This window comes from Chitinophaga filiformis (genome assembly GCF_023100805.1).
Taxonomy (GTDB): Bacteria; Bacteroidota; Bacteroidia; order Chitinophagales; family Chitinophagaceae; genus Chitinophaga; species Chitinophaga filiformis_B.
This window is the reverse complement of the sequence record NZ_CP095855.1, coordinates 5,987,736-6,012,534: the sequence shown is the minus strand read 5'-3', so window position 1 is coordinate 6,012,534 and position 24,799 is coordinate 5,987,736. Positions and strand designations below refer to the sequence as shown.

At 49.5% G+C, this 24,799-nt stretch carries 19 protein-coding genes; 11 read left to right on the top strand and 8 right to left on the bottom strand.

Annotated features, from left to right (window positions below):
* Nucleotide 1: 1 nt before the first annotated feature.
* Together MYF79_RS23285 and MYF79_RS23280 are read left to right on the top strand one after the other, a co-directional pair.
* Nucleotides 2–1,249 carry an NAD(P)/FAD-dependent oxidoreductase gene (locus MYF79_RS23285; RefSeq protein WP_247810221.1) on the top strand — a complete coding sequence of 416 codons (1,248 nt, stop codon included), beginning with the start codon at nt 2–4 and terminating at the stop codon, nt 1,247–1,249.
* 8 nt (nt 1,250–1,257) lie between these two features.
* A complete protein-coding gene (locus tag MYF79_RS23280; protein ID WP_247810220.1) occupies nt 1,258–2,955 on the top strand; it encodes a DUF885 family protein in 1,698 nt (565 codons plus the stop codon).
* A 269-nt stretch (nt 2,956–3,224) separates the two neighbouring features.
* On the opposite strand, the gene MYF79_RS23275 is transcribed toward MYF79_RS23280, so the two are convergent.
* Nucleotides 3,225–3,830 (bottom strand): porin family protein, encoded by a 606-nt coding sequence (locus tag MYF79_RS23275; protein WP_247810219.1) that lies wholly within the window; start codon nt 3,828–3,830, stop codon nt 3,225–3,227.
* Between the two features lie 301 nt (nt 3,831–4,131).
* On the opposite strand from MYF79_RS23275, the gene rmuC reads away from it, so the two are divergent.
* The 8 genes from rmuC to MYF79_RS23235 all read left to right on the top strand — a co-directional run bounded on the left by rmuC (nt 4,132) and on the right by MYF79_RS23235 (nt 16,915).
* Nucleotides 4,132–5,550: a DNA recombination protein RmuC gene (gene rmuC / locus MYF79_RS23270; protein ID WP_247810218.1), complete on the top strand. Its 1,419-nt coding sequence runs from the start codon at nt 4,132–4,134 to the stop codon at nt 5,548–5,550.
* 74 nt (nt 5,551–5,624) lie between these two features.
* Entirely contained in the window at nt 5,625–6,308 is a 684-nt protein-coding gene (locus MYF79_RS23265) for a basic secretory family protein (RefSeq protein WP_247810217.1), read from the top strand.
* Between the two features lie 14 nt (nt 6,309–6,322).
* A complete protein-coding gene (locus MYF79_RS23260) occupies nt 6,323–9,922 on the top strand; it encodes a response regulator (RefSeq protein ID WP_247810216.1) in 3,600 nt (1,199 codons plus the stop codon).
* Nucleotides 9,923–9,943: 21 nt separating this feature from the next.
* A complete protein-coding gene (locus MYF79_RS23255; protein WP_247810215.1) occupies nt 9,944–10,324 on the top strand; it encodes a response regulator in 381 nt (126 codons plus the stop codon).
* A gap of 136 nt (nt 10,325–10,460) precedes the next feature.
* On the top strand, nt 10,461–10,979 hold the full coding sequence (locus MYF79_RS23250) for a sigma factor (protein WP_247810214.1): 519 nt from the start codon (nt 10,461–10,463) through the stop codon (nt 10,977–10,979).
* A 52-nt stretch (nt 10,980–11,031) separates the two neighbouring features.
* Nucleotides 11,032–12,258 carry a FecR family protein gene (locus tag MYF79_RS23245; protein WP_247810213.1) on the top strand — a complete coding sequence of 409 codons (1,227 nt, stop codon included), beginning with the start codon at nt 11,032–11,034 and terminating at the stop codon, nt 12,256–12,258.
* 53 nt (nt 12,259–12,311) lie between these two features.
* On the top strand, nt 12,312–15,551 hold the full coding sequence (locus tag MYF79_RS23240) for a SusC/RagA family TonB-linked outer membrane protein (protein ID WP_247810212.1): 3,240 nt from the start codon (nt 12,312–12,314) through the stop codon (nt 15,549–15,551).
* 11 nt (nt 15,552–15,562) lie between these two features.
* The gene (locus MYF79_RS23235) at nt 15,563–16,915 is read left to right on the top strand and encodes a RagB/SusD family nutrient uptake outer membrane protein (RefSeq protein WP_247810211.1); all 1,353 of its coding nucleotides are present in this window, start codon (nt 15,563–15,565) and stop codon (nt 16,913–16,915) included.
* On the opposite strand, the gene MYF79_RS23230 is transcribed toward MYF79_RS23235, so the two are convergent.
* From MYF79_RS23230 to MYF79_RS23200, 7 genes are all read right to left on the bottom strand, one after another.
* Entirely contained in the window at nt 16,909–17,970 is a 1,062-nt protein-coding gene (locus MYF79_RS23230; RefSeq protein WP_247810210.1) for a hypothetical protein, read from the bottom strand. The genes MYF79_RS23235 and MYF79_RS23230 overlap by 7 nt on opposite strands.
* A gap of 58 nt (nt 17,971–18,028) precedes the next feature.
* Nucleotides 18,029–18,247 (bottom strand): hypothetical protein, encoded by a 219-nt coding sequence (locus MYF79_RS23225; RefSeq protein ID WP_199655561.1) that lies wholly within the window; start codon nt 18,245–18,247, stop codon nt 18,029–18,031.
* 85 nt (nt 18,248–18,332) lie between these two features.
* Nucleotides 18,333–18,767 carry a MauE/DoxX family redox-associated membrane protein gene (locus MYF79_RS23220; RefSeq protein ID WP_247810209.1) on the bottom strand — a complete coding sequence of 145 codons (435 nt, stop codon included), beginning with the start codon at nt 18,765–18,767 and terminating at the stop codon, nt 18,333–18,335.
* Between the two features lie 94 nt (nt 18,768–18,861).
* Nucleotides 18,862–19,245 carry a hypothetical protein gene (locus MYF79_RS23215; protein ID WP_247810208.1) on the bottom strand — a complete coding sequence of 128 codons (384 nt, stop codon included), beginning with the start codon at nt 19,243–19,245 and terminating at the stop codon, nt 18,862–18,864.
* Nucleotides 19,246–19,332: 87 nt separating this feature from the next.
* Nucleotides 19,333–20,391 (bottom strand): response regulator, encoded by a 1,059-nt coding sequence (locus MYF79_RS23210; protein ID WP_199655558.1) that lies wholly within the window; start codon nt 20,389–20,391, stop codon nt 19,333–19,335.
* Between the two features lie 14 nt (nt 20,392–20,405).
* Nucleotides 20,406–21,656, bottom strand: coding sequence for a PAS domain-containing sensor histidine kinase (locus MYF79_RS23205; protein ID WP_247810207.1), 1,251 nt, complete (start codon nt 21,654–21,656; stop codon nt 20,406–20,408).
* Nucleotides 21,657–21,769: 113 nt separating this feature from the next.
* Complete coding sequence (locus tag MYF79_RS23200) at nt 21,770–22,630, bottom strand: alpha/beta hydrolase (protein ID WP_247810206.1); 861 nt, start codon at nt 22,628–22,630, stop codon at nt 21,770–21,772.
* Between the two features lie 104 nt (nt 22,631–22,734).
* Here MYF79_RS23200 and MYF79_RS23195 point away from each other — a divergent pair, with 104 nt between their 5' ends.
* Nucleotides 22,735–24,741 carry a glycoside hydrolase family 19 protein gene (locus tag MYF79_RS23195; RefSeq protein WP_247810205.1) on the top strand — a complete coding sequence of 669 codons (2,007 nt, stop codon included), beginning with the start codon at nt 22,735–22,737 and terminating at the stop codon, nt 24,739–24,741.
* Nucleotides 24,742–24,799: the final 58 nt, after the last annotated feature.

Genomic DNA, 24,799 nt, shown 5'->3' with positions numbered 1-24,799 from the left:
TATGGAAGTAATCATTATAGGCGGAGGTATTATTGGCTTAAGCAGCGCTTTTTATCTGCAGCAGGCAGGATATACCGTAACAGTAATAGACAGGACAGATATGCAGCAGGGCTGCTCTTATGGTAATGCAGGTTATATCTGCCCCAGCCACTTTGTCCCGCTGGCTACACCCGGCATCGTCCGGCAGGGACTGAAATGGATGATGGACCCGAAAAGCCCGTTCTACATCAAACCCAGCCTCAACAGCAGTATGATCAGCTGGGGATGGCAGTTCATGAAAAGCGCTACCAAGGCGCACGTGGAGCGCTCAGCCGTGCCGCTGAGAGATATCGCCCTGCTGAGTAAACAGCTGTACGAAGAGTGGAGCCGCATCCCCGGAATGGATTTCTCCTACGATCCGCAGGGCATGCTGGAACTGTTCAATACAGAAGAGAACGCACATCATGCGGAACAGACTACAAAAGATGCCCTTGCCCTGGGAATAGACGCCCGGCTCATAGACCGGCAGACTTTACAACAAATGGAGCCGGATACACAGATCAATGCATTAGGTGCCATATACTTCCCCGGCGATGCCCAACTGTATCCTAATCAGCTCATGCAAAACCTGATTAAATACCTGCAACAGCATGGTGTACGGTTTGCGGGCAACCAGGAAGTGACGGCCTTTATCACCGAGGGAAATAAAGTCCAGGGCGTTAAAACAACCACCGGTTTTCATACCGCCGACCATGTCGTGGTGGCCGCGGGCGTATGGAGCCGCGATCTGGCCCGCCAGTTGCGATTGAACATCCCAATGGTAGGAGGCAGGGGCTATTCTGTTACTTTCGAAGACGCTCCCTACAAAGTGAGGCATTCCGTGATCCTGAGTGAAGCCAGGGTGGCTATCTCGCCCATGAACGGCAACAAGATCCGTTTTGGCGGTACCATGGAGATCACCGGGCTGAACGCCCCGCCGCGCATGCAAAGAGTGGAAGGTATACTGGCTTCCGTAAAAAGGTATTTTCCGGCATACGATATTCCCTTACCCTCACCGGACAAAGTATGGTATGGTTACCGCCCCTGCAGTGCAGACGGGCTGCCGCATATAGGGACTATGGAACGTTACCCGAATGTGACCGTAGCCACCGGGCACTCCATGCTGGGAATCAGCCTGGGCGCTGCCACAGGTAAGCTGGTCAGCGAACTGGTAGCGCACGTTCAGCCTTCTATGGATATCACGCCTTTTAAAGTAGAAAGATTCAGTTAAACGTACTTATGAAGAAACTTATTTACTGCCTGGCAACAGGATGGTGCATGAGCGCCGGTATCGCCGTTGCACAGGAGAAAGACATTTCAGTACTGTTGTCGCACTACGAAGCCGACAAAGGAAGCCTGATGCGGTTCTACCAGATCGATAATTCGCCGGAAAGGACCGAAAGACTGAAAACATTCAATACAGATTACCTGCAGCAGCTGAATGCTTTCAATTTTGATAAATTAGGTGTGGAAGAACGGGTGGACTATGTCCTGTTCCGGACGAAGCTACAGGAGGAAGTTCGCAGCCTGGATGAACAGGCCGGACAATATAAACAGTTGTCTTCCTGGTTCCCCCTCGCCGACAAAATATACGCGTCGGAAAAGCTGAGAAGGAGAGGTACAAAACAGGACGCACAGGCCCTGGCAGCTACCTTCCGGGATATGTCGCTGGCGCTGCAGGAAAAAGCAAAACAACTGAATACCGCTACCGGCATCGATATGTACCTCCTGCGCAGAGGCGCCGGTATTACCCGTGGATTGCAGGAAGCGGTCCACAGCGTCTACGACTTCTACAACGGGTACGACCCGCAGTTCACCTGGTGGGTTCCCGCCCCTTATAAACAACTGGATAGTGTGCTCAAAGCATATGGCAATGTATGGCAGCAGAAGATCAAAACACTGCCCGGCGGAAAAGATGACGGCAGTGGCATAGTAGGCTCCCCGATAGGTAGGGAGGAACTGGTAAGACAACTGCAGAATGAACTGATCCCGTATTCGCCCGAAGAACTGATAGAGATCGCCAATAAGGAATTCGCCTTCTGCGATGCAGAAATGCTGAAGGCCAGTGAAGAAATGGGCTTCGGCAAAGACTGGCATAAAGCCCTGGAAAAAGTAAAGAACACTTATGTGCCCGCAGGCGAACAGCCGGACGCGATCATGAAGATCTACGACGAGTCCATGGCTTTCCTGAAAACGAAAAACCTGATCACGATCCCGCCCCTGGCAGAAGAGACCTGGCGGATGATCATGATGACGCCCGAACGGCAGCTGGTCAATCCCTTCTTTACAGGAGGAGAAGAGCTGAGTATTTCCTATCCCACCAACGATATGGAGGAAGGCGATAAACTGATGAGCATGCGGGGCAATAACCCTCACTTTTCAAGAGCCACCGTACACCATGAACTGTTTGCCGGCCATGCGCTGGAAGAATATATGGGCAACCGCTACCGCACCTACCGTAATTTCTGGACGCCTTTCTGGATAGAAGGATGGTCGCTGTACTGGGAAATGCTGCTATGGGACCTGAAGTTCCCGCAGTCGCCCGAAGACCGTATCGGTATGCTGTTCTGGCGGATGCACCGCTGTGCGCGGATCATCTTTTCGCTGAATTATCACCTGGGCAAATGGACGCCCCAGCAATGTATCGACTTCCTGGTAGACAGGGTTGGGCATGAAAGGGCGAATGCAGCCGGTGAGGTACGCCGCTCATTTAAAGGCGATTACAGCCCCTTATACCAGGTGGCTTATATGATTGGAGGTCTGCAGTTCATGGCGCTGAAAAAAGAGCTCGTAGACAGCGGAAAAATGACTTACCAGCAGTACCATGATGCCGTAATGAAAGAAAACGCCCTGCCGGTGGAAATGGTAAGAGTGATCCTGACCAATAAACTGATCGGGAAAGACTTCAAAGCCAGCTGGCATTTTTACAAGCTCTAGGATCGTAGGGCCGGAATACAAGGTGCTTTGGAGCCGGGCTGGAGATAGGTGTATTTTAAAATATACTCTGGAGCGAAGGGAGAAAATGATGTTATTGTCAGCGCCCTTGCCGGCAGGTACACGGCTCCCTGGGATGGATTAATTTAGTCGATGGCCTGCACAGGCGGGACCGAAGCAAACAACAAGCGATAGCTATAAAAGAGAGCGGGCCCGCACAATTGTGCGGGCCCGCTCTCTTTATGATCTGATCAGAATGATGCCGGAATAGCTTATTTAAAAGCTACGCCCATCCCGATAGTTACCTGGTGAGTATTCCATTCATACTTTGGCAAAGGAATATCGTTGATGTTGGACAGTCCCAAAGCATAACGGGCAAAGAAACGTACATTGGCTACATTCACCTGTGCACCGGCAACAGCGGCTACATCGCTTTTCTTGAACGCATCCCTGTTGGCTTTCAGCAGGTTCTCGTCAATGAAGTACATGTAAGTGTACTGCGCACCCAGGTTCAGTGTAATGGCCGGGATCGGTGTGTAACGTACCAGTAACGGAATAGTTGCCGCGCTGATGGAGATCTTGTCCTTGCCCTCGGTATTGTGGTAGGTCACATACTTGTTGGCGAAGTCAGGCCCCTTTTTAGCGGAAGTCTGTGTAAAAAGCAATTCCGGCTGGATACCCCATTTCCTGTCTTTAGTCAGATCGAATTCAAAGAAAGCGCCTCCCTGGAATCCCGGTGCAAGGTTTTCTTTCAAACCGGCTCCGGTTATCTTGGTAAGCGACAAAGCTGCCTTCAACCCGTAATGCAGACGCTGTGCATTGGCTGCAGTACCTGTCATAACTGCTAATATCCCTGCCAGTAATAATCCTTTTTTCATAGATACTATTTGACGATTACAGATGATCAAAAATGAATTACGTATGTTGCCACGCAATTCAGGCTAAAAAATTTGCGGGCAAACATACGGAATTCATGTAAGATCATAATTAATATACCCTTAAAAGTTTATCAGCTCTTAGATATAGTTTCCTTGTCCAGGTTTAACTATTGGAGCCCAAACAGGATAGAAGCTCCATAATTGTCGACGAAATGTAGAAAACCATCTTTTATTCCTGCCGGTATAATTCCCTTCTTTTTTTATTTTATTATAGTTGTTTGGAGTAACATTGTGGTCGCATATGGACCATCTTATCGTAATCATCTTCGCCCTGATCGCCTGTGCCGCCCTGGCAGCGGTCATAAAGGTTGTCAGCGGGAATCACCAGTTAAAGACCCGCATAGCCATTCTGGAAACACAGTTGTCAGCGGTGAACCAGACTGCCGGAACGCTACGGCAGGAGGTACAGGACAAACAGTCTGTTATTGACGAACTCAATGCCCGCCTGCAGATATTACAGGAAGAGAGCATCCGTATAGAAAGCAATGGAGAAGCCCGTTTGAGAGAAATGGAAAACCGCCTGCGGGAACAGCAGGAATTTATTGATCAGTCCAACGAGAAACTGAAAGATGCCTTTAATGCACTGTCGGCAGAAGCATTGAAGCATAATAATTCCTCTTTTGTAGCCCTGGCGAAATCTGCCCTGGAAACACAGCTCACAGATGCTAAAGGAGACCTGGAAAAGAGACAGCAGGCCATTGATGCCATGGTTAAACCATTGTCCGAAACACTGCACCGCTTCGATGAAAACATGCGCCAACTGGAAAGTAACCGCCAGCAGCAATACGGACAGATCAACCAGTTCATCCTGGGTGTACAGCAAAGCACGGAAAAACTGCAGAAAGAAACCCATAGCCTCGTCAGCGCCCTCAAAACTTCTCACATCCGGGGTCGTTATGGAGAGATCGCCCTGCGCCGTGTGGTGGAATTTGCCGGTATGACGGAACACTGCGATTTCAGCGAACAGGTATCGGTGAATGGAGAGGAAGGCGTGCTGCGCCCCGACATGATCATCCGCCTGCCGGAAGGGAAGACTATTGTGGTAGACTCCAAAGTGCCGCTAAGCGCTTATATGCGGGCATTTGAAACAGAAGATGAAGAAGAACGCAGGCTCCTGCTGAACCAGCATGCAGCCGCCGTGAAAGATCACCTCAAGAAACTCAGCGCAAAAGCCTACTGGAGCCAGTGGCAGCAGTCGCCCGACTACGTCATCCTCTATATGCAGATAGAATCCTCCTTCGGCGCCGCCCTGCAGGCAGAACCTGCACTCATTGAAGAAGGCATCCGCAACAGGGTGGTATTTGCCACACCTACTACGCTCATCACCTTACTGCGTACCGTAGGTTTCGTATGGCAGCAATTGCACGTGGCTGCCAATATCGAAGAGATCAGGAACGCAGGTATAGAACTGTATAACCGTACCAACGTGCTCGTACGCCACTTCACCAACGTAGGCAATAGTCTCAAAATGGCAGTAAGCCATTACAACGATGCCGTGGCCTCCCTCGAAAGCCGTTTTATGCCACAGGCACGGAAATTGTACAACCTTGGCCCGGCACTAAAGCAGACCTTGCCGGAGACAAAACCAGTGGAAACGGGTATACGCAGCTTAGGCGTTCAAACAGAAGAATTACCGCTCGAACAGAAAGAGGACAACTAAGCGGCGGGATTCATTATTTTGTACCTGATTTATATTATTTTATATAACAACCACGTAAATTAATGGTCTACTCAATGCAAGGTCTGAAAAGAACTATGGGCTTGTTATGCCTGTCTGTTTGCACGCTGCCGGTCCTGACATACGCGCAGGATGCACCGCAAACGATCACCCGTGACGGCTATACGCTGGAATACACGAATAAGTCGCCCGATTTTGATACCGCTGTAGGAAGACGGCTCATAGACGCCTTCTTTCACGTGTATCCGCAGGAAGCGGCGCGCTACAATAAAAAGGCAACGAAGAAAGTAGGCTTTGTGATTGATCCTGGCTATGAAGGTGTTGCAGCTACCAGCGGAGATGTGATCGTATTTAATCCCGCCTGGTTCCGGGCTCACCCGGGCGACATAGACGTGGTGACACATGAAGCCATGCACGTGGTCCAGGCCTATCCCGACGACGCTGGTCCGGGTTGGGTCACAGAAGGGATTGCAGACTATGTACGCTACGTATTTGGCGTAGATAATGCAGGCGCAAAATGGGCATTACCTGCTTTTAAACCAAAACAGCATTACACACAAAGCTACCGGATCACCGCCCGTTTCTTCGTGTGGGTGGAAAAGAACAGGAATAAAGACTTTGTGAAGAAACTGGATGCCGCAATGCGTGGCAAAAAATACACAGATAAGATCTGGAAGAAACTAACCGGGAGCACGCTGGACGAATTGTGGAAAGCATATGCAGCCAACCCGGCTATCTGATAAACTATTCAAGGATGAAAGCTACCTTCAAAAGAAATCTGCTGATTGGATTTGGACTATCACTGTTACTGCTCGTAGTGAGCTCGGTGGCCTCTTTTTTCAGTATCCGTAATCTCCTGCAAAGCGCCTATTGGGTAGATCATACCAATGCGGTGATCTACAGGCTCGAAAGTACCCTCTCTTTCATGAAAGATGCGGAAACCGGCCAGCGGGGATACCTGCTGACCGGAGATGAGGATTTCCTGGAGCCCTATAGGTATGCATATGACAGCGTACAGTCTAACCTGAAAGCCATCAGGGAACTGACAAAAGACAATCCGCAGCAGCAGTTGGAGATAGGCAGGCTGGCGTCATTGATGGCCCGCCGCCAGTCCTTGCTGCAGAGCACTATCAATGCCCGTAAAAGCGGGCAGGGCATCACTTTCGATTCCCTGCAGGCTGGCCGAATGATCATGAAGGATGCCCGGGCATTGGTAGGTATGATGGAAGCCCGGGAGAAAACTTTACTGGCAACCCGTACACAGAACCTGGACCGTGTTGCCGCCTATACGCCCATTGTAATTGTGATCGCCGCTTTGCTGGCCCTGATGATCACTACTGTGTTCTATGCCCGGGTAAAACGTGATTATGATGAACGCACCCAGCTGCAGGATGCGCTGGAGAAAAAAGACAGGGAAATAAGCCGCCGTATACACATTATCAGGGGTATTGCAGAAAATATTTCCGCGGGCGACTATAGCATACGCGTGAATGATGAAGAGAAGGATGCGCTGGGAAGCGTTTCACTTGCCCTGAACAGGATGGCTGCCTCCCTGGAAACCGCCTTTAACCAGCTGGCCGAAAAAGAATGGCACCAGACAGGGATGGCAGGTCTGAACACCAGCCTGGTGGGAGAAAAAGATGTGAATGCCCTGGCGGGGGATATTATTGAATTCCTGGCAGAATATACCTCCAGTCAGGTTGGCGTACTTTATCTGGCCGGCGCTGACAACCAGCTGGAATTAACAGGTAGTTTCGCCTTTTTGCCTGCTGAAAACCGCCGCGTCATATCTGTAGGACAGGGCCTCGCCGGACAATGTGCTGCCAGCGGCAAAACCCTTTTACTAAAAGATGTCACACCTGGAAATATCACCGTCAGCTATGCAGCAGGTGAGATCCGGCCGGCCAACATCGTAGCGGTACCGGTTCTGTATGAAGGATATCTGAAGGGAGTACTGGAACTGGCCTCCCTGCAACCATACAATCAAAGCCAGCTGTCTTTCCTGGAAGCGGCCACCCATAACGTGGGTATAGCCATCACTACCGCAAAGAACCGCCGCCGTATGCAGGAACTGCTGGAAGAGACCCAGGCACAGTCGGAAGAACTGCAGGTGCAGCATGGAGAACTGGAGAATATCAATACCGAACTGGAAGCCCAGGCGCATAAACTCCAGGCCTCTGAAGAAGAACTGCGTGTACAGCAGGAAGAGCTGCAACAGGCCAACCAGGAACTGGAAGAACGTTCCCGCTTACTCGAAGACCGCAACCAGGTCATTGTGGAACGTAACCTCGAAATACAGAAGAAAGCGGAAGAACTGGAGCTCAGCACAAAATACAAGTCGGAGTTCCTGGCGAATATGTCGCACGAACTGCGTACTCCCTTAAATTCCATCCTCCTGCTTAGCAGGTTGATGGCGGAAAACAATGACAAGAACCTGAATCCCGACCAGGTAGAATCTGCCCAGGTGATCCAGAGCTCCGGCAAAGGGCTCCTCAACCTGATAGATGAAATTCTCGATCTGTCCAAAATAGAAGCCGGCAAGATGGATCTGGAGTTTGCCGACGTACCGGTGCATGAGATCTGTACTGATATGGAAGCATTGTTCGCGCCGATTGCCCGGGAAAAGAACCTGGCGCTGCAGGTAGATGTGCAGGCGGAAGCCCCGGCACTGATAGAAACAGATAAAATGCGCCTGGAACAGATCCTCAAAAATCTCCTGTCCAACGCACTGAAATTTACTGCCAGGGGAGTGGTCACCCTGAAGGTGGCAGCCGTTCCGGAAAATCCGGCTTTCATCCGCTTCAGCGTAAAAGATACAGGCATTGGTATACCGGCAGATAAACAGCAGATCATCTTCGAAGCCTTTCAGCAGGCCGATGGGTCTACCCGCCGTAAGTACGGGGGAACAGGACTGGGGCTGTCTATCAGCCGTGAGCTGGCAAAACTCTTAGGTGGTGAGATCCGCCTGGAGAGCGAGCCGGGACAAGGCAGCGAGTTTACCGTAAGCATACCCGTTCATCCACAGGCGGAAAAAGAAGAAACGGCGCCGCCCACCCAACAGCAGGCAGAAGATGTATGGAGAGATGCAGTAGCGGCAAGAGATAAGAAAGACGATTATATCGCAACAGAAATACCGGCAGAGATACCGGACGACCGCAACAACCTCAGGGCCAGCGATAAGGTGATCCTCATCGTGGAAGATGATACAAAATATGCAGGTATCCTGCTCGACTTTACACGTAAACGTGGTTATAAAGGCATTGTGGCAGTACGTGGCGATCATGGTATCGAAATGGCGCAGCGTTATAAACCAGCGGCCATCCTGCTGGACATCGTGCTGCCGGTCCAGAGCGGCTGGCAGGTGATGGAAGCACTGAAATCCAATCCCGCTACCCGGCCAATTCCTGTACACATCATTTCCTCCCTCGGTGCAAAGAAGGAAAGCCTGCAACGGGGCGCGGTGGACTTTATCGACAAACCACTAGCCCTCGAGCAGATGCCACGGATATTCCAGCAGCTGGAAAATGCCCTGACCCGCAATCCGAAGAAAGTGCTGATCGTGGAAGAAAATCCCAAACATGCGCAGGCACTGGCCTACTTCCTGGAAAACTTCAGCGTAAGTACCGAGATCACCGGGAATATCACCAGCAGCGTAACAGCCCTGCAGAAGAAAGATGTGAACTGTGTGATCCTGGACATGGGAGTACCCGACCAGCATGCCTACGAGACACTGGAAACGGTAAAGAGCAACCCCGGACTGGAAAACCTGCCTATTATCATATTTACAGGCAAGAACCTGTCCCGCGCTGAAGAGAACCGCATTCGCCAGTACGCGGATTCTATCGTCATCAAAACAGCGCATTCCTATCAGCGTATGCTGGACGAGGTAGCCCTGTTCCTGCACCTGGTGGAGGAAAGAGCCGACAATAAACCGGGCAGGAAACAACAGGCGCCGCTGAAAGAAGTACTGGAAGGAAAAACAGTGCTGATAGCAGATGATGACGTGCGCAACATCTTTTCCCTCACCAAGGCCCTGGAACAGCATAAGATGCATATCATCTCAGCGCTGGATGGCCGGGAAGCGCTGCAGCAGCTGGAAAATAATCCGCAGGTGGACATTGTCCTGATGGATATGATGATGCCGGAAATGGATGGATATGAAACCACCAGGACCATCCGGGAATCACCCAAATACCGGCACCTGCCTATACTGGCGGTAACGGCGAAAACGATGCTGGGCGACAGGGAGAAATGTATCAGGGCAGGAGCCTCCGACTATATCTCCAAACCGGTGGATATAGACCAGCTGGTGTCCCTGCTGCGTGTCTGGCTGTACGACAATAACAGAAGTTGATCATTAAGAATCTGAAAGAGTATGGGATCTTCCACTAAAAAAGTGCTGATCATAGACGACGATAACAGGAATATCTACGCCTTACGCATGGTGCTGAAAGCGAAGGGTTTCGATTGTATCACGGCAACGGATGCACAGACCGGCCTTCAGCTGCTGGAGGAACAGGCAGACATCGGGGTGGTCCTGATGGACATGATGATGCCTGAAATGGATGGTTATGAGGCCATTGCACAGCTCAGGAAAAATCCCCTTTTTGACCATATTCCGGTCATCGCCGTCACAGCCCAGGCCATGGTAGGAGACCGGGAAAAGTGCCTGGCCGCCGGGGCGGCTGCATATGTGTCCAAGCCCATTGACCAGGACATTTTACTCCATCTGTTAAAAAATGAATTCCATATGTGATGATCCAAATATTAAGTATCTTTCAGCTGTGAATGAAAGCGTAACATCTGTGTGTTAACATGTAATTAACGCTTTTGCGCTGCGGGAAAACGGATATTTACGTTAACAACTGTTAACATATCCCAAAACAACTCTTATGCAGCACATGGATGATTCGGCAATGCTGATTGCGCTTAAAGAGGGCGAGATCAAGGCTTATCAGTACTTCTTCATGAAATATTATAAGCCGCTCTGCTTAAAAGCGCGTATGATGCTGAATAACATGGAAGAGGCAGAGCAATTGGTGCGGCATGTGTTTGTGCAGGTTTGGGAAGAGAAATTATATTTGGAAATAGAACATTCGGTTGGAGGATATTTTTACAGGATGGTACATAACAGTTGTGTCAACATTCTTAAAAGAGGTCAATCCGATAACCGGTTATCCAATGATCCGGGGTTCTTACTGATGCAGCAGGTTATTTTACCTTTACCCGGGTACCTGATGCAATATAAGAGACAGGTGGCGTTGGTACATAGTGGAGGTGTCAGTTTATCATTGTTATCAGACAAAAGATATCCGCTGGACTTATCATCTATACTGAGAAAAGGTATCAAGGCGTTTAAAAGCAAGTGCAAAGCAGCCCTGAAAGCCCTGATGTTTCAGATAAGACTATGAAATGCCAACGAAACCTATAGCCCGTAATGAGTAAGAACTATGTATTTCCCACATGAGTTATAATGAGGAACATATCTTTCAGTTAATACTGGAAAAGTTGAGTGGCGATATCAGCGACGAAGACAACCGGTATCTCGAGCGTATTGCCCGGGAAGACCCCAGTGTGCGCCGTTGCATCGAAGAACTGGAAGGTGCCCGCGATGCCGCCGGTCCTGATTTTATGAACGACCTTCATAACGAAAGGGCCTGGAGCAGCGTATTGTCCCTGTTGCAGGCCGACCAGGAAAAGAAACCTGCCATGACCCTGGTCACCTCAGACGAAACCCCTGTGGTCAATATGCAGGAAACGTCCTCTCAGAAATCCTCCCGTAACAGGTGGTGGCTGGCCGCCGCGGTAGCATTGCTGCTGATAACAGCCGGCGGATACTGGATGCTCAGAGAGAGGTCTGCCTCCCTATACGATCATTCGCTCGCTGTGAATACCGGTGAAATACCCGTATGGGGAGATATGAAGCTGTTGCTGGACAATGGCGATACGATCCCTTTATCCGGTAAGGCCGGTGCCGATATCAATACAAAAGAAGCCCTTCTGCACCCGGGCGCCGGACTGCTTTCCTTTACAGCAGGTAAACAGCGTAAAGGCTGGAACACGCTTTTTGTGCCTACCGGCAAAGACTATAAAGTGGTATTATCTGACGGATCTACGGTCCATTTGAATGCATTTTCCCGTTTGCGCTTTCCTTTTTCATTCGATGGCAAAACCAGGGAGGTATATCTCGAGGGGGAAGCCTATTTCGATATTGCCGCCAATGCCAGTCAGCCTTTTATTGTACATACAGCTGAAACATCCGTCAGGGTATTGGGTACCTCTTTTAACGTCAATGCTTACTCAGATTCAATGGTGGTCACCTCCCTCATTCAGGGCAGCGTGATGACAAAAGTAGAAGAGAGCGACGGCGTTGTGCTGCGCCCCGGCATGGAATCTATCTACCGCAAAGGCTACAGCCAGCAAACGGTTGCTTTCGACGAGGCTATTACGCTGGCATGGCGCAAAGGAGAATATGTCTATTATAACAAGCCATTGGGAACCCTTGATGCTGTACTACTCCACTGGTATGGAAAACAACTGATATTTGAAGACCCCCTGCTGGCCAATAAGATGCTTACCGGCGTCATTGAAAAGAACCAACCCGTGGCCGACTTCCTGGAAAGCCTTGATAAAACATCCGGTATAACCTATCGTATTACGGATGATAAGATATATCTTAGATCAAAATAAAGCCATATTCGTGTAGAAAGCCAACTGTGATCTGTATACCATAAATTAAAAGAATGGTAAAGCTTGTCTGTAAGGCTATCAGTATGCTGTTGATCTTGTGCTGCCTGTTGTTGCCGGTTACCCTAGTTGTAGCCCAGGTGACTGTGGACAGCCCAAGGGTTACTATTACCGGAAAGAATATGCCCCTGAACAATGTCTTCAAAAGTATAGCCCGGCAAACAGGTTATTATTTCGTATTCGACAATGCCATCATCGATGGTAAAGAAAAAGTCAACCTTTATTATAAGAACGCCCGCTGGGAAGACGTACTGGCGCAGGTACTGAAGAACAGGAACATCACCTGGCTGAAACAGGGAAAGCGGATATACCTGCAAATAACAGAAACGGGCAAACTGCCACAGATACAGGATGACACTTTACGGGCAACGATACGGGGGCGTATCACCGATGTGAACGATCAGCCTGTACCCGGTGCTACTATTGTCGTGAAAGGTACTTCCCGCGGTGTGACCACCGGCAACAATGGCGAATTCGAATTGTTTGAGGCGCCCCAGCCGGCATTACTCCGTATTTCATCCCTGGGCTATGCCCCTGTAGATACCACCCTGTATGGCACCCGCCTGCACGATATCCACCTGAAAGAAGCAGTTAATACCCTGGATGCCACTGTGGTGATCGGTTATGGATCCAGCAGCCGTCGCCTGCTCACGGGCGCCGTTAGCAGGATCACCGGAGAGCAGCTGGCAGCGCAACCCGTTGCCAATGCCTTGTCTGCCCTGCAGGGACAGATACCCGGTGTACAGGTCACCAGTACGAACGGATTGCCAGGCGCCCAGATCAAATTGTATATCCGTGGCCGGAACTCCATCGCTGCCGGCAATGATCCCCTGTTTATTGTAGATGGCGTGCCCTTCGATATTACTCCCCTGAACAACTCGGAAGATCTCTTTGGCGCTGCGGGGCGTATCAGCCCTTTTAACAGCATCAACCCGGCAGATATAGAAAGTATTGACGTGCTCAAAGACGCTGATGCTACGGCCATTTACGGCTCAAGGGGAGCTAATGGCGTAGTACTGATCACTACCCGGAAAGGAAAGCCCGGAAGGGGGAAACTGGATCTGAATGTGCGGAAGGGCATCGGCGCAACTGCCGGGAATATGTCCATGCTTGGTATTCACGATTACCTGGCCCTCCGCAGGGAGGCATTTGCCAACGACGGCGTACAGCCCACAGCTGCAGGCGCACCAGACCTCCTGCTATGGGATACGACGCAGAACGTGAACTGGTTTAAACGACTTACCGGCGGAACGGCCGGCATCACAAATGCACAGGCCAGCTTTTCCGGTGGAAGTAACTATAATACGTTTCTTGTCGGCGGAAATTTCTACCGCGAAGGCACCGTAATGCCCGCCGACCTGGGATATAACAGGGGAGGAGTACACGTCAGCCTGCAGCACCATCACCCGGAACAGCGCCTGGAAGCCAACCTCACAGCCAGTTTTGTGGCCGACAGGAACAAGAGTATTGCCAATGACATTTTTCCCTTTTATAACCTGCCACCTAATTATCCGTTGTACGATTCCGCAGGGCGTTTGTTCTGGGGCTCCTCCTTCGATAATCCCATTGCCTATTTCCGGCAGCAGTCCAACAGCAATACACGGAACATGCTCAGTAACCTGGTATTGCGCTACCGCTTATTACCCGGCCTGCAGCTGAAAACAAGCCTGGGCCTGGCAGATATCCGCATGAAGCAGTTCTTCGCATTCCCGCAGTCGGCACAGCATCCCAATAATGCGCCTACCAGTTTTATACGTACGGCCGAAAACAAGCGGCGGTCCTTTATCGTAGAGCCACAGGCAGATTATGTGCTGCGTATCGCCAAGGGAAGCCTGCATGCATTGGTCGGGGGCACCTGGCAACAAACCTCGAGGAATGGTACGCTGGCCACCGGCCAGGGCTACGCCAACGAATCGGCCATGAATAGTATCTACGACGCTGATACCATCATCCATAAACCGGATAATTATACCCTCTACAGGTATGTTTCCTTCTTTACTCGTGTTACCTACGACTGGCAAAGCAAATACCTGCTCAATGTCAGCTACCGGAGAGATGGTTCTTCCCGTTTCGGGCCCGGACGCCAGTTTGGCGATTTCGGCTCCGTAGGTATCGCCTGGATCTTTACGGAAGAACCCTTTATGAAACAATTATCCTGGCTGAGTTACGGAAAACTGCGGGCCAGCGGAGGCATTACCGGCAATGACCAGATCGCCGACTACCAATACATGAAGAATTATGGCAGCAATGGCAACTATGAAGGCAATAATACGCTGAGGCCTTTGCGCATCGTCAACAACAGGTATAGCTGGGAAGAGAACCGTAAAATGGAGGCGGCTGTTGAACTGGGTTTCCTGCAGGACCGCCTGTTCTTCTCCGCTGCAAAATATTGTAACCGCAGCAGTAATCAGTTGGTAGGCTATCAGCTGCCGGCTATGACAGGCTTTACCAGTTACCAGGCCAACCTGCCGGCACTGGTGGAGAATACCGGCTGGGAATTTGAATTACAGACGAAAAACTTCAGTAAAACTGATTTCACCTGGACCACCAGCGCCAATATATCTTTCTTTAGCAACAGGCTGAAGAAATTCCAGGACCTGTCGGTGTCTTCCTATGCAAATGCGTATGTACTCGGGCAGTCGCTCAATATTGTAAGAGGCTACCATTTTACAGGCGTAAATCCACAGACAGGGCTGGCGCAGTTTGAAGACATTAATCATGATGGCCGCCTCTCCAGCCTGAACGATTTCGTGACCATCGCCAACATGGACCCTAAGTTCTATGGCGGTATCCAGAACGATCTGCAGTATAAGAACATCAGCCTGGGCTTCTTCTGGCAGTTCATTAAACAGCAGGGGGTAACGGTAGCGGTCAAACCGGGAGACTTTGCTAACCAGCTCACAGAAAGTCTGCAGCGCTGGCGTAAACCAGGCGATGTGACAGATGTGCCACGGGCCACGGCTACAGCAGGTAGTCAGGCTTATGATCTCAATACCACATTGCTCCTTTCCAATGCGGTGTATGACGATGCTTCGTATATACGCCTGAAGAACATGATGCTGGCTTACGCTATGCCGGCAGCGGTGTTGAAGAAACTACACCTGCAACTATGCAGGGTATATGTGCAGGGACAAAATTTACTGACAATAACAGGATATAAAGGCGCGGATCCGGAAACACAGATCGTTGTACCAACATTAAGAGTATTTACAGGCGGTATTCAGTTAACGCTTTAAGCTGACAGGCAATGCCACACTATCGTACATATTATTTTATACTGCTGCTGATGATGATCACTTCATGTAAAAAGCTGATCACAGTGAACGCACCGTCTGACGAGATCCCGGCAGGATCGGTCTATTCTAATGAAGCCCTGGCGGATGCAGCAGTGGCGGATCTGTATTATTCGCTTTCCAGCTACTTTGCCAGCAATATCCTGCCTGTTATCAATGGTATGACTGCTGACGAGCTGAATACCTTCAATGGTACTTATCTCCGCTACGTAAATAATGCTATCCTGCCTACTGACCCTCCTTTATTGTCTTCATGGAGAGAGATCTATAAAGTGATCTACGGCGCCAATGCCGTACTGGAAGGATTGGCCACTTCCGGCGGATTGTCTGCCGAAAAGGCCCGGCAGCTGAAAGGAGAGGCGGTGTTCATGCGTGCATTCTGCTATTACTACCTGGTGAATTGCTGGGGAGATGTACCGCTGCTCACAACCACAGATGTGAACCAGACTGCACTTGCACCACGTACCGGCGTAGATTCCGTATATACGCAGATCATTTCCGATCTGAACTATGCCAGCCAGTTATTACCTGCATATTATAGTACGGGTGAGAAAGTAAGGGCTAACAGGTGGGCTGCTATTGCATTGCTGGCAAGGGTACAGCTGCAGAGGGGCAACTGGGAGGAAGCTATCGTACAGGCTTCGCAGGTCATCAATTCAGGAGCGTATACACCGCTGATCCCGGCAGACAGTGTATTCCTGCGCAACAGCCGTCCCGCTATTTTACAGATCTGGAGAAATGAAGGTTACACGTTTTTAGGGCAGACCTTCCTGCCGGCGGAAGGTAGTTTCTCTTTTTATCCTTTTACAGAAGATTTCATGCAGTCGTTCGACCCGGCAGATAAAAGAAAGGCCAGCTGGACAAGATCATTCATGTATGGAGGAGCAACCTATTATAACTGTTACAAATATCACAACAGAACGGCCGCAGTAACCGGAAAGGAAGAGTATCTTATGGTATTGCGTATAGAAGAACAATACCTTATCCGCGCAGAAGCATTTGCACATCTGAGCAATACCCGCGACGCTATTGCCGACCTGAATGTATTAAGAGCAAGAGCGGGGCTTCCGGCCTTGTCGGATACAATAATAAGAGATTCCTGCCTGTCACTGGTAGAGCGGGAGAGGAGGATGGAACTGTTTACAGAATGGGGCGACCGCTGGTTCAGCCTCCGTCGTACCGGTCGCCTCGATCAGGTGATGTCGGCATTGAAACCAGGCTGGAAATCAACCGCGGCACTATACCCAATTCCACAGGAAGAGCGTAACAGGAATCCCCATCTTTCACAGAATAACGGTTATCAGTAATTGATCCTGATGGCATATACACTGTCCGTACAATGTACCAGTAATTTGTTGCCATGAACGAAGAGCTGGTTGATCCTGGCTTTTACAGGAATATCAAGATAAACACTGCCCTTATACCTGTTCGTACGCAGGTCATATTGGTCTATAATACAACGTTCGTGAAATAACCTGTCATCATCATTATCTGCTTTCAATTTAGCCTGTACAAACATCATCCCCTTGTGTACACAACTGAAACCATTGACCATCTGGTCTGGTCCCTGGTTCATATACACGTTCTTGCCGGCCATGGCTGCAGATATGCTGAACCGGGATACCGTAAAAGTATCGATCGTGCTACCCTTGCTGACCAGGTGCATGGCGCTGTCGAAAGTGACGTATCGATTACTGTAGTAATGAAGATAGGTGAACAGGCCGCTTGTGATGTCATAGTTCAAAGAACCGTCCGTGCTCATACCGCCATCGCGCTGCAGAGGCGATAGTCCGCTGCCTGTCAGTATGCTGTCGCCGTTAAGCGTTACGCGCGTAAAGAACTGGTCTTTTTCTTTCAGGTCCAGTTTGCGCAACATGATATGTTCACCGTCCCGCAGCACATGTGCCTGTGAAAAACCTCCGGCAGCAAATGTCGTATACGCAGCAGGGGCGCCTGAAGTGGTAAGGCCTGTTTTACAGATAGCGGGAATGTTGTACCCATACACAAAGAAGGCCCCCTTCTTCACTTCAGTAAAAAAGTAAGTGCCCATGGAATCTTTTAATGACTGCCTTAATGCGATCTGAAACGTATCCACGTGGCATCCCGTTTCCATAGCGGCAGAGAGCAGGATGGAGGGATCAGTTGTTGAGAAATAAAAGGTACTGTCGTCTGTCCCCGCGATGTCCAGTATCCGGTCATTGGTGGGGATCGTCATATAAGGTTTGAGCGGAACAGCCTGCAGATATGACCTGCTGAAACCATTGGCTTGCCTGTTGGGCGACGGTGCCGTATAAACGAGTATAACAACAATTAAAAATGCCGCCAGTAATAGCGACGCAAGGTAATAAATACGTTTTTTCATAGGACTTGAAAGCAAAACAGGAAGCCTAGTGCATAAGGCTTCCTGCTATAACAGGTAATCATGTTTTTCTCACGATGGTAGCATTACCATCCAGGCTTACAGCACATTGAACATTGTTTGGTCCCGGGCAGTAGAGAACTTTGATCTGGGTAGATGTGCCGGTTACAATGGTGTCATCATTGAGCATCCATTGTGGATCGGCGTTCAGCTTACCGGCAAAAGCACTCCCTGCTGCGCACAGGGCAGCGAAAAACGCTAAAGATAGTGTCTTTTTCATGGTGTGTTTTATTAAATATAATACATGCCTACTCTGTTCTGAAGGTTTTCGGCTCCCCCTATATTAATGCCGGTTGGTTCAGAACTCAGAGAGTTGATTGTGCAGGTGTCTGTTCCTGTTTATCCTGCAGCAGTACCCCAATAGTTGAAAATATGACAAAGATGATGTTAAAGACAATGTGTGCGTTCCATGAAAGATGTTGTAATACACCTCCGCAGGAACAGGGAATAAAATAACTAAGCCGCAGCATAGCCACCAGGTAAAAAGTAAAAAGACTGAGCAGGAAGAATGAAAGATAGAATCCGGTCAGTCGCGTACGCGCAAATAAAAGAAAGCCAGCAATAATTAATTCCCCTACGGGTAACGCCCATACAATTACAGGAGCGTATAAGGTGATAAATGGCGATTGTCCCAGTTGCCTTCGGAAAGTATCATAATCGAGCAACTTGCTTATACTGGTATAAATAAATAGAAATACCAATAAAGCAGAAAGGATCTCCAACAACAGTTTTCTTGACATAGGATAATAACGCGTCTCCAATATAGGATAAATTTCTAAATCATTTAAAGTATTTTATAAGAGTACTTAAAGTATGAAATAATAATGTGGTAACTTATAATATTGATTGAGCAACCGCAGGGAAGTGTTCCTGCAGATAATCACTGAAAAGGGATTTCAGTTTGTTTACATCCGCTTCCATTGTATTGAGCTTGCCCCAGATGTGTAGTTGATGTGCGCGGATGTTGTCGTAGTTAATGGTGTTCATGTCGGGGTCGGCCAGCCAGGCCTGGTGAAGGGCCAGCTCGCTTTTTAATGCCTCAAAACGTGTGTCCAGCTGGAGGAATGCCGTATGAAAATATTCCAGCCTGTCCAGCAGTGAACGATCGAAATGATATTGCAGTATATGTGCGAGCTGTATTTTCAGCGCGATATTCTGGTTTTCCAGTACCGCCAGTTGTTTTCTGAATGCAGTTAGTTCATTTAGCAGATCTTCCATTACAAATCTATCTTATCTTACATAAAGATAGATAGTTGCCTGCCCGCTACACAGGACCTGCATCAGCGCAAAAACTGATTTTTGTCATTAATTCACCAGGTTGGCCAGTTTCTGTTCGTTGAGGATGGTGATCACGCCCTGTTTGATTTCCAGCAGTTTTTCATCCCGGAAATCGCCCAGCGTACGGATCATGGACTCGGTAGCTGTTCCGGCGATGGTGGCAAGGTTTTCTCTCGATATATCGATTGAAAAAGGTTGGTCAGCAACGTGATGGTATTTTTTCTTGAGGAAGAGCAGGGCCTCTGCTACCTTTTTACGCAGGGAGCTGTAAGCCAGGTGCAATAACTGCTGCTCCTTTTCGGTGATATTTTTAGCCAGCAGCCTGATAAACTGTTGTGCTACCTCGCGGTTGTTATTGATCAGGGTTTCGAAGTCTTCACGGGGAATAGCGGTCAGTTCACAGGCTTCCAGTGCTTCCGCATTCTCATGGTAGTTGCTGCCTTCCAGTAAGGCTACATAACCCAGGAATTCACCGGCACTATAAAGGTTCACCGCCAGCTCCTTACCGTCGTTGTTGACTTTGTATGTTTTAACACGGCCTTTCTCAATGAAATAGAGGCTGGTAGGTCTGTTCCCTTCCTGGTAGATCAGTTGTTTCTTTTTGTACCTGTCTGTATTGCCCTCTTCCATTAGTTTTTTCAGAGGATTAGTGCCTGTAGCTGCAAGTAGCAGTTGTTGTATTCCTTCCATGTCTGCAGGTAATACTTGTTTTTTGAGTTCTGATTTTTTTAAACGGCTTTCCACCGCGTTCAGCAGATCAGTACCGCTGAATGGCTTTGTAATATAATCATCCGCACCCATTTCCATACCTTTCCGGAAATCGCCACGTTCGCTTTTGGCGGTAAGGAAAATGAACGGAGTATCTTCTACTTCCGGATGTTTCTGCAGCAAATGTAATACGCCATACCCATCCAATACCGGCATCATAATATCGCATACTATCAGGTCCGGCAAATGTTCCAGCGCCATTTCCACCCCGGTTTTCCCGTTCTCGGCAGTCAGCACCTTATAGTTGGCCAGTTCAAGTATCTCGGCGGTATTGTCCCGGATGTCATCATTATCTTCTATCAGCAGTATCGTTTTCATTATCATTCTTTTAATTATGCTTGCCGGAAAGTGACTATAAAGGTGGTGCCTTCATTGAGTGCACTTTCACAGGTAATGTTTCCGTTCATCAGTTCAGCGTATTTACTTACAATGTGCAGGCCAAGACCGGTTCCCTGGATGTTGCTGACGTTGGCGCCCCTGAAAAAACGTTCAAAAAGGTGCTGCTGGTCCTCCGGAGAGATACCGATACCAGCATCTTTTACCTTCAATATTACATTATTTCCGGTATGTTCAGTACGCACCCTTATAACAGTATGTTTCCCGGAGAATTTGATCGCGTTGCCCAGCAGGTTTAACAGTATGTGTTTCAGCAGGGAAGGGTCCAGTTGTACGGAAGTCGGCCCCTGATGCTCATATTCGATCTTTTGTCCTTCCTGCACAATGTCCTGCAGTTCCTGAATGGTACCGCTGACGTGCATCGCTATGTCAAAAGTACTGCTGCGTACCTGTACACCGCCTTCTTCTATTTTTCCGACAGACAGGAAGTCATTGAGCACTTCCGTCAGGAGTGTAACAGAAGAAATAATACGTTGTATATGTTTGCTGCGCTTAGGCTGATCGGCCTCCGTGGTATATTGGTTCACCAGGAAGGCGGAAGACAGAATAGTACTGAGGGGCGTGCGGAACTCGTGTGATGCCATGGACACAAAACGCGATTTCAGTTCGCTCAGCTCCTTTTCCTTGTCCAGTGCGGCCATCACCTCCTGTTTGGACTGTTCCAGCTGCTCAAGGGCATTGGTCAGCTGCTGCGTGCGTTCACTGATCTTGTGTTCCAGCTCATTGTTCAGCTTCTCGATCTTCTCTTCCGCTTTCTTCCTTTCAGTAATATTATTGATATAGGCGATCACGAAAGCGCCCTCATCATGCCTGTACTGGCTCAGGCTGATCTCTACCGGAAATTCCGAACCGTCCTTTCTGACCGCGAAAAGGTCCAGGCCTATACCCATAGGACGGCTCTGCGGATGATGACTGTAATGATCACGGTGCCCTACGTGCCGTTCACGGAAACGTTTGGGCAACAGTTGCTCAATGTATTCCCCTACCAGTTCCTCCCGCTCATACCCGAATTGGGTAAGTGCAAAATCATTGATCAGTACGATCTGGCCCTGCTGATTGGTAACAAGTATGCCGATGCTGGCATAATTGAACAGCGCCTCAAAGCGCTGCAATTCTTTATTATATTCCTTTTTGTAAACATTGTTACCAGGGAGCATTGTCATCAGCTTATTGATCCATTTCTTCATATTATATATTTACAGCGAAAAGAATACGCAGTAAATATACTTTATAGACTGTAAAATTCCTCTTCAGGAACATATGGTCATATGATGATGGTCATCCGCCGGAATGATAATGCTCATTTTTCCTTCACATTCCTGTCCAGCCACCTGGCAGCCAGTGTTGTCCAGGCCAGTCCGGCCCTGTTGCCGGGTCTGAGCCCGTAACCATGCCCGCCTTTGGCGTACATATGCAGCTCCACCGGCACTTTGGCGTCTCTCAGGGCGCCTGTTACTACCAGTGCGCTGTTGCCATAAGGATCATCAGCAGTGGCAAATACGAATGTGGGAGGGGTATAGGCATCTATCTGAAGTTCTGGTGTGATACTGTGATTAGGCCCCTGATCAAGATAAGCAGGGTAGATCAGCAGCGCAAAATCGGGACGGGCAGAACTGCTGTCGCTGGCGTCCACCGGGGTATAGGTACGCTTGTTGTACAGGGTGCTGGCCCTGGCACTCAGGCTACCTCCGGCCGAGAAACCCAGTACGCCGATCTTTTCCGCCTGCAACTGCCATTCAGCTGCCCTGCTCCGTACTATACGGATGGCCCGCTGCACATCCTGCAAGGCTCCTTCCTGCTTCTGTGGCACCCGGTATTGCAGCACAAATACTGTAAATCCCTGTTCATTCAGCCAATGCGCTATTTCATAGCCTTCCAGGTTGATGGCAAGGATCTGGTAACCACCGCCCGGACATACGATCACTGCGGCCCCATTAGCCTTGCCTTTCTCCGGTATAAATACCTGCATCAGCGGATCGGTTACATCGGTGAGACGGGTTACACCCTTACTTGTATCCGGCGTGGGAACTGCCGGTTTTTTAGGACCAGTTTCCCCGGGTACTGCTCCCGGCCATAAATGGATAATATCCTTCTCCTTTGTTTGGGCCAAAACCTGCATAGATATTACTGATAAAATGAGGGTATAAAACAGCTTTTTCATATCGGGAACGTTTGGGAAAACAAAATAGTAAAAGAATCAGGAATTCTTATATTTGAAGCGACTCAAAATAATCATCGTACCGCCAGGTACCAAATCCTCTATCTATGAAAATAGCACGTTTCATTGTAACCTTCCTGTTGTTATGCTGCATGTCGGCAGCCCATGCCCAGACGATTGGTGATGTGATCACCAGCGCAGACTGGAATGTATTATTTCCGCACCGTTATAATCCCGACGACCGGTCGGGGAGTGGTATACCTCCCGGCACGCCGGCGAAGGACTTTTACTCCTATGCGAACTTCACGGAAGCGGTTAGACGAATGTCCAACGTTAAGATCATCTCGGAAAGGCGTTGCGCTACCAACGCCTATAAGCTGACCCGCGTGGATAAAACCACCGGCGCCACTGTAGTGATCCGTAAAGATGCCGATTTTGATATCTCAGCCAATGCTATTATCCGGGAAACGATCGATTACGCCACATTCGCCGGAGAAGGCGACCTGGCCGCCCGCAAAAGGGAGCTGATGGCGTTCCTGGCCAATATCTCCCAGGAGACTACCGGTGGCTGGCCTACTGCTCCCGGCGGTCCCTATGCCTGGGGCCTCTACTTCCGCGAAGAGGTAGGATATGAAGGAACCAGCAATATCGGTTACCGTATAGACGATGCCACTTACCCGCCCGCTCCCGGCAAATCCTACCACGGCCGCGGCCCTATACAGCTGAGTTATAACTATAACTACGGACAGGCAAGTGAATTCATCTTCGGCGATAAGAACGTACTATTGGCCAATCCGGAAAAAGTGATCGAAGATGGTGTGATCGCTTTTGAAACAGGTATCTGGTTCTGGATGGCGCAGCAATATCCGAAACCTTCCTGCCATGATGTGATGATCCCCGGTAAATGGACGCCCACAGCCTCACAGGCCGCCGCTGGTCTCAAACCGGGCTTCGGCGCTACTGTCAATATCATCAACGGTGGTATTGAATGCGGCAGTGGCACAGAAAATACAAAAGTACTGGGCCGCATCGGTCACTTCCAGCGTTATACCGGCATCAAGCAGGTAAGTATGGAGCTGAATGGCGGTAATAACGCCGCTAATTGCGGTTGCGCTACCATGCCCCGTTTCAGCATCGACAATACCGAATGTTCCCAGATCACCGCGCTGACCTTTACTTCGCCGTCCAACGGCATTATCGGGGTAACTTCTTTAGCGCCTGTCACGCTGACCGTATCAAAAAATGATCCCGGGAATGAGATCACGCAGGTGTATATCAAGATCGGCGGACTAAGACTAGCCGGCACCAGCGTACAATGGACGCCCACTGCTTATGGCGCACAGACAGCTACGGCTGTTGGCCTGAGAAATGGGAAGGATTCCATTGTATCTACTGTCTCATTTACAATATGGAACACGCAGACCTTTGAAGGTTGTGCTTCCCTGCCGGCATGGGAATCCTCAAAGATCTATGAAACTGCCGGCAATATTGTAAAGTACAACAACGTGATCTACCGTAACCAGTGGTGGGCAGGCAGCGGCGATGTACCCGGCACAAATACCACCTGGGCTGTTGTGGGCGCCTGCAACGGCAATGGCGGCGATGGCGGTGGTACCGGTCAGCCCTGCAACGGTGTGGCCGGCTGGACACCAGGAGGTATCTACCTGGCAGGCAACAAGGTGGCATACGGCAACAAGATCTACCAGGCTAAATGGTGGACACAGGGAGATCAGCCAGACCTCAATGCCGGCGATGGCAAACCCTGGACATTCGTGAGCAACTGTACTACGGCCATTGCCAGTGTAACAACTGCGCTTGCACCGGCAGCAAACCAGGTCACTCCCGCTAACGGATCATTGAAAGCATATCCGAACCCTGTTACAGGTAACAGCCTTAACGTGGCAGTAGACGCTGGTACAGAAAAAGTATTGCTGTCGCTGGTGAATACAAAAACCGGCCAGGTTGTGCTTCAACAGGTTGTAATACCAGCCGCTAAGGGCGCTCAGCAGGTACAGCTGGATATCAGTAAAGTGCCCGCCGGCGTGTGGATCCTGAAGGCAGATAAAGGCCGGTTCGGCATGATGGGAAGCCGGAAGATCGTCAGATTGAAATAAAGTTAATTTTTAAGTGAGCTGTAACCAAAGGCATATCTCATGCGTTAAGGTTACAGTT

Coding starts and splice junctions, on each gene's coding strand:
- MYF79_RS23285 (WP_247810221.1), top strand. CDS start 2: ATGGAAGTAATCATTATAGGCGGAGGTATTATTGGCTTAAGCAGCGCT.
- MYF79_RS23280 (WP_247810220.1), top strand. CDS start 1,258: ATGAAGAAACTTATTTACTGCCTGGCAACAGGATGGTGCATGAGCGCC.
- MYF79_RS23275 (WP_247810219.1), bottom strand. CDS start 3,830: ATGAAAAAAGGATTATTACTGGCAGGGATATTAGCAGTTATGACAGGT.
- rmuC (WP_247810218.1), top strand. CDS start 4,132: ATGGACCATCTTATCGTAATCATCTTCGCCCTGATCGCCTGTGCCGCC.
- MYF79_RS23265 (WP_247810217.1), top strand. CDS start 5,625: ATGCAAGGTCTGAAAAGAACTATGGGCTTGTTATGCCTGTCTGTTTGC.
- MYF79_RS23260 (WP_247810216.1), top strand. CDS start 6,323: ATGAAAGCTACCTTCAAAAGAAATCTGCTGATTGGATTTGGACTATCA.
- MYF79_RS23255 (WP_247810215.1), top strand. CDS start 9,944: ATGGGATCTTCCACTAAAAAAGTGCTGATCATAGACGACGATAACAGG.
- MYF79_RS23250 (WP_247810214.1), top strand. CDS start 10,461: ATGCAGCACATGGATGATTCGGCAATGCTGATTGCGCTTAAAGAGGGC.
- MYF79_RS23245 (WP_247810213.1), top strand. CDS start 11,032: ATGAGTTATAATGAGGAACATATCTTTCAGTTAATACTGGAAAAGTTG.
- MYF79_RS23240 (WP_247810212.1), top strand. CDS start 12,312: ATGGTAAAGCTTGTCTGTAAGGCTATCAGTATGCTGTTGATCTTGTGC.
- MYF79_RS23235 (WP_247810211.1), top strand. CDS start 15,563: ATGCCACACTATCGTACATATTATTTTATACTGCTGCTGATGATGATC.
- MYF79_RS23230 (WP_247810210.1), bottom strand. CDS start 17,970: ATGAAAAAACGTATTTATTACCTTGCGTCGCTATTACTGGCGGCATTT.
- MYF79_RS23225 (WP_199655561.1), bottom strand. CDS start 18,247: ATGAAAAAGACACTATCTTTAGCGTTTTTCGCTGCCCTGTGCGCAGCA.
- MYF79_RS23220 (WP_247810209.1), bottom strand. CDS start 18,767: ATGTCAAGAAAACTGTTGTTGGAGATCCTTTCTGCTTTATTGGTATTT.
- MYF79_RS23215 (WP_247810208.1), bottom strand. CDS start 19,245: ATGGAAGATCTGCTAAATGAACTAACTGCATTCAGAAAACAACTGGCG.
- MYF79_RS23210 (WP_199655558.1), bottom strand. CDS start 20,391: ATGAAAACGATACTGCTGATAGAAGATAATGATGACATCCGGGACAAT.
- MYF79_RS23205 (WP_247810207.1), bottom strand. CDS start 21,656: ATGAAGAAATGGATCAATAAGCTGATGACAATGCTCCCTGGTAACAAT.
- MYF79_RS23200 (WP_247810206.1), bottom strand. CDS start 22,630: ATGAAAAAGCTGTTTTATACCCTCATTTTATCAGTAATATCTATGCAG.
- MYF79_RS23195 (WP_247810205.1), top strand. CDS start 22,735: ATGAAAATAGCACGTTTCATTGTAACCTTCCTGTTGTTATGCTGCATG.